Consider the following 5,461-nt stretch of genomic DNA (forward strand, 5'->3'; position numbering starts at 1 on the left):
CGTGTTGAATATCAACCAAGATATTTCATCTTGGGCTTGGCTACCTAGGCGTATATATAAAGTTTCGGCCATTAATTTCGTCCTACGGTGCGACTGAGCACATTGATATATTTATTCTCGGTTATTTTCATTACTGAGTTCATGGCATAATAACTTTCATTAAAACTAGCGCTCGCTTTCAGGTTAAAATATTCGCTATCAATAGCAAAGCTGTCTTTTTTATCATTGAAGTTTTCAATTTGTACAACCGTTGGTAAATTGTAAAAAGTATCGAGCGAGTCAAAACCTTTTTCACCTCTGGCACTTAATACGTCTTGTGCTTGTTCTAATGTTGAGCCAAGTAACGCTTGCAATAATTCAACGTGTTCACTGTCGATAGTGTTAATGTTCACTTGGTGTAATTCACTGCCAGGAATAACGCAAACATAAGGCTTAATCGCATTTATAATAGCAGGAGTAAAATGCTCAACTACCCTTAACTCATTAACACTGGCTAAATAATTATTGGCTGCAAGATAAGGAAATTCACGTGAAGCATAATCATTATCTTCTGCGCCACCGGCACTACTGATACTGGTATCAGCATCTAGCCAATCAGTAAGAGCATCTGCCATTGATTCAGCTTCAAATTGACTCACATTTTCTAGCTGTAAATTAATTAACAGTGCTTCAAAGGCAAGACGAGCAGGGGCTTTGTTTTCCTCTTGATTTCTGTTGTTTCGGCTACTTGTGTTTTCGCTTTCTTCAAATGGGGCGCGTAAGGCATTTAAGTTCAAACAGCTTTGTAGATCGGTGATTTCACCTGTTATTTCACCAAAATCGACCGGAAAGGTATTTTCACCTCCTGCCCAAGCTTGACTTAAGTTGGTAACATTTGGCTCTGCTTGGAAAACTTTAATTAATACTCTTTTAGTAAAAGCTTCTGCACCCATGGCATACCAATAAGCTTGTTGGTTAAAGCTAACATTAGCACTTCGTTGCATTTGTACCTGCAAGCGCGCCGTCATTTGGCTAGCAATAACCGCACAAAGTGCAACAATAAGCATTACTGTTATTAGCGCGACACCTTGCTGCTTGTGTAACCTTTTTAAATTTATCATCACGAGCCCAAACCTAATGCTCTGTTCGATGTCGTTTGAAGCTGCCCATCACCAGGCACTAAATATTGACGTCGTATAAGGCCATAATCTTTTGTGTCGATTTCAATGGCTATTGCCAAAGGTAAAGTCTCCTTTTCCCAAAGTTCTAGCCAGTCTTTCCCATCATAATATTCAAAATTTATCTCGGTAACATCATGAATCAAAGGTCTTACTTTGGGTTCTTCACCCACCACGGAATCAACAAAGTTGAAATGTAAACGTTCAAGGGTTTCTTCAGTTATTCTATAAGCTACCGCTTGCATATCACTACGGGGTAATAATAACCCAGGGTTAGTCCAACCGTTTCTTACAAAGGCAATAACTTGCTCTTCGTTTTCGAAACCCCCACTATCAGTTTGTATTAAACGTGTTTGTGGTGCTTCGCCATTAAGGCGCATAGTACGGCGTGAAATTTGAGTAAAGTCACGTTCTATAATTAAAAAAGCGCGTTGTAGCTCATTCTGTCGGGCACTATGTTTTTTCGCCATTTCATCACCGGATAATACCGAGTTAAAAATAGTGAAGCTAGATAAACTAATAATTGAAAATATAGCAATAGCAATGAGTACTTCTAGTAAAGTAAATCCTTTATTAGAAGTAGTATTGAGTTGTGCGCGTATTCTGGGGCTAGATAGCATTAGGATTCCACCTTAGAAACAAAGGTGGTTAAACTACTTACGGCTAATTCATCATCTGGATCTTTTCTAATTTCTATTACAACAGAGCGCATATCATTATCTGTGGTTTTAATTACTTTTTTATGCCAGTACCAAGTTCTACCAGCAAGTTTTACTTCACCTTTAACATTGTTTTTGGGCGGCCAGGTTTTATCTAGATTTACCGCAACTAGTTGGTTTGAAGCAACCCAATCGGCAAACATTTTAGTTTCTAGATAACCCATGTTTCTGGCATTGTTACTGGCAGTACTGAGTAATGCGATACCTGCAATTGAAAAAACCGCTAAAGCTAGCATCACTTCGATAAGGGTGAAACCAAGTGATCTTGTCTTACTCTTATTTACGTTTTGTTGCTGTAAAATATTAGCCTTGGTGTTTTTTATGTTTAATGACTTAATCATCTAACACTGGCCCTTCAATTGTTAATGGTGTGCTATATAGCCCGCTGACTCGATAGGCTAAATCAGATAAATCTTCATTAAGTGAAGCTTCATCGGTAAAGTAAAAGGTAAGACTAAAAGGTGTGATGTCACCGCCAGATAAAATATAGACTTGTGGTGTTAATTTGTCTTCATCTTTGGCTTCTTTCGCTTTTTCAATAGCGTCAAAAGAAAGGTAACCTTCTTCTTCCGAGGCGAATACGGATGAGTCAAACAGCAACGGCTCTTCAATGGGTAGATCGTCTAATGCTAAGGTAAAGGTCACCCCTTCAGGTAACTCTTGCACTGCTAGCCAATCTTGTTCAGGTATTTCACTCCATTTTTCGCCGTCATAGCCAAGAAATTGATAACTGTTTTCATTAAGGTATAAACCCAGTTCAATATTATTGAGTAAGCCGTAATTTGCAGCACTTTCAAACAGCGTTGAAAATTCTTGGCTTACTTTTTTTAAAGTATCTTCTGGATGCTTTGTAGAGAAGTTAAATTGCACCGCTGAAATTATTAAGCCAATTAATGCAATCACCACCAATACTTCAAGTAAGGTAAAACCTTTATTTTTTGTGGTAAATGTTCTCTTCAAAATAATACTCATCCGTTTACGTTATGCTTTCTTATTAACTTAAGTAATTTAATTACTGATAGTCGCCTAAATTCCAATTACCAATATCATCTTCAGTGCCAACTTCTCCGTCTGGACCGGCAGTAAATACATCCATTTTCCCGTGTTCACCTGGGTTTAATAAAAAGTATTCATTACCCCACGGATCTTTAGGAAGACGTTTTACATAACCACCGTCAGGAAAACGACGTGGAATAGGCTCAATATCAGTTTGCTGGGTTAATGCTTCTAAGCCTTGCTCTGTACTTGGATAATCGTAATTATCTAATTTATACATGCTTAACGAGTTTTCTAACGCAGTAACATCTTGTACTGCTTTTTGTAATTTAGCCGTGTCTTGGCTACCCATTAAATTAGGGACCACAACACTTAACATCATGCCGATAATAACAATTACCACCATAACTTCTAACAAGGTAAAGCCTTGTGCTTTTTTTTGTGTGTGTTTTAAACTTTTATTAATCATTATTTTTCCTAATTACCTTTATAAATTTAACATTTTCATTCTGTTATCTCTCATTATTAGGCGAATAAATTCGCCCCTACGATGATGATAATCACCCCTTTTGTGGGGCTTATTTTTTATCTGGCGAATAAATTCGCCCCTACGGTGATAATAATCACCCCTTTTGTGGGGCTTATTTTTTATCTGGCGAATAAATTCGCCCCTACGGTGATAATAATCAACCCCTTCATATTACGTTTTTGTAGGGGCGACTTCAGTCGCCTGCACTCATTATTAGGCGAATAAATTCGCCTCTACAGTGATAATAACCAATTCCTTCATATTCCGTTTATCCACCAACAAAGGTGTTTAATTTCAATATAGGCTCTAATATGGCCATTACGATAAATAAAACAACCCCTGCCATGCCTACCATCAATGCAGGTTCAAATGCTTTTAATGAAATATTCATCAATGCTTCAAATTCGTTATCTTGGTTGTCGGCTGCGCGTCCTAACATTTGCTCGATTTGTCCACTTTTTTCACCACTGGCGATCATATGCAACATCATTGGTGGAAATAATTTCGTTTGTTCAAGCGATAAGTGTAGGCTTGAGCCTTCACGTACTTTATCTGACGCTAATTTTACTTGCTGTTTTATGTACAAGTTGTCGAGTACTTCACCTGAAATTTTCATACTTTCTAATAACGGCACTGCACTCGCTGATAATATACTTAAGGTTCTTGCAAAACGTGCCGTATTAAGACCTTTAGCTACTTTACCAATACCGGGTAAGTAGATCAGTCTTTGATGGAAAATCATCAAATACTTTGGTTTTTTCAATACATTGGACACTATCAACATAAGTGCGGCAATGAATAAAATGATGAACAGGCCATTCGCTTGTAAAAACTCACTACTGGCAATTAAAAACTTAGTTGAGCCAGGTAAGTTTGCACCCATATGCTCAAATTGCCCTACGATTTGTGGCACTACTTTGGTTAATAATATTGCGATAACCCCAATAGCAACCACTGTCATAATGACAGGATAAACTAAGGCTTGGATAAGTTGAGAACGCATTTGTTCTCGTTTTTCTGTGTAATCAGCTAAGCGATTTAATACTTTATCTAAGTGACCAGATTTTTCACCAGCTGCAACCATCGCGCGATATAAGTGATTAAATACTTTCGGGTATTCAGCGAGGCTTTCTGCTAAACCATAACCTTCGGTTACCTTGGTACGAACCCCCATAATCATACTTTTAATACGATTTTTTTCACCTTGCTCAGCAACGGCTATTAAGGACTCTTCTAATGGCAATCCAGATTCTACTAAGGTTGCTAGCTGACGAGTAATTAACGACAATTCAGCAGCAGATACTTTTCCTGTGCCTTTACTTTTGCCTTTACCCGAGCTTGCCTTTCCTGTTTTACTTTTATTATGAGTAAGGGTAGGGGTTACTTCCGTAGGCATTAACCCTTGTTCACGCAATAATGCGCGGGCTTGCCTTGGGGTATCACCTTCAATAACACCTTTTTTATTTTTCCCTCGGCTATCAACCGCAAGGTAATCAAATGCTGCCATATGTTTTAATCATTTCTTGTTGTTTGTAAATGTGCCATTAATCTTCTCGCGTAACGCGCAATACTTCTTCCAGCGTTGTTTGCCCCAACATGACTTTATCAAAGCCATCACGTCTAATTGACGCAGTGTTGGTGCGTATATATTTCTCGATGCCTTGCTCACCATGCCCATTATGAATAAGCTCACGTACAGTATCATCAACCACTAATAATTCATGAATACCGGTTCTGCCGCGATAACCTTTAAAGTTACATTCTTTACACCCTTTAGGGTGATAAATGACTTGTTGGTTATCTTTAGGTAAACCAAGTAACGCACACTCTTCTTCACTAGGTAAGTGACTTTCTCTACAATGTGGACAAAGCGTTCTTACTAAGCGTTGTGCAAGTACGCCCAATAAACTAGACGATAATAAAAACGGCTCTACGCCCATATCTTCCATTCGCGTTATTGCCCCTGCTGCGGTATTGGTATGCAAGGTTGATAACACTAAATGACCGGTTAAACTGGCTTGTACACCAATTTGTGCCGTTTCTAAATCTCGAATTTCACC

The 5,461-nt window shown here is 38.4% G+C and carries 7 protein-coding genes; all 7 read right to left on the bottom strand.

Annotation, left to right across the window (positions count from 1 at the left end; translation table 11 throughout):
- Window positions 1-71: 71 nt before the first annotated feature.
- Window positions 72-1,100: a type II secretion system minor pseudopilin GspK gene (gene gspK / locus Q4496_RS17680; protein ID WP_215971244.1), complete on the bottom strand. Its 1,029-nt coding sequence runs from the start codon at window positions 1,098-1,100 to the stop codon at window positions 72-74.
- On the bottom strand, window positions 1,100-1,777 hold the full coding sequence (gene gspJ, locus Q4496_RS17685; protein ID WP_303610953.1) for a type II secretion system minor pseudopilin GspJ: 678 nt from the start codon (window positions 1,775-1,777) through the stop codon (window positions 1,100-1,102). Before gspJ ends, gspK begins: the two co-directional genes overlap by 1 nt.
- A complete protein-coding gene (gspI, locus tag Q4496_RS17690) occupies window positions 1,777-2,217 on the bottom strand; it encodes a type II secretion system minor pseudopilin GspI (RefSeq protein ID WP_303603172.1) in 441 nt (146 codons plus the stop codon). The genes gspJ and gspI overlap by 1 nt, the downstream gene beginning before the upstream one ends.
- On the bottom strand, window positions 2,210-2,848 hold the full coding sequence (gene gspH, locus Q4496_RS17695; RefSeq protein WP_303610954.1) for a type II secretion system minor pseudopilin GspH: 639 nt from the start codon (window positions 2,846-2,848) through the stop codon (window positions 2,210-2,212). Before gspH ends, gspI begins: the two co-directional genes overlap by 8 nt.
- A gap of 40 nt (window positions 2,849-2,888) precedes the next feature.
- Complete coding sequence (gspG, locus tag Q4496_RS17700) at window positions 2,889-3,341, bottom strand: type II secretion system major pseudopilin GspG (protein WP_303495915.1); 453 nt, start codon at window positions 3,339-3,341, stop codon at window positions 2,889-2,891.
- 328 nt (window positions 3,342-3,669) lie between these two features.
- On the bottom strand, window positions 3,670-4,908 hold the full coding sequence (gene gspF / locus Q4496_RS17705) for a type II secretion system inner membrane protein GspF (protein WP_303603169.1): 1,239 nt from the start codon (window positions 4,906-4,908) through the stop codon (window positions 3,670-3,672).
- Window positions 4,909-4,945: 37 nt separating this feature from the next.
- Window positions 4,946-5,461: GspE/PulE family protein (locus Q4496_RS17710; RefSeq protein ID WP_303610955.1), on the bottom strand; the 516-nt coding region annotated here is incomplete at its 5' end.

This window comes from Colwellia sp. 5_MG-2023, assembly GCF_030547795.1.
Classification (GTDB): Bacteria; Pseudomonadota; Gammaproteobacteria; order Enterobacterales; family Alteromonadaceae; genus Colwellia.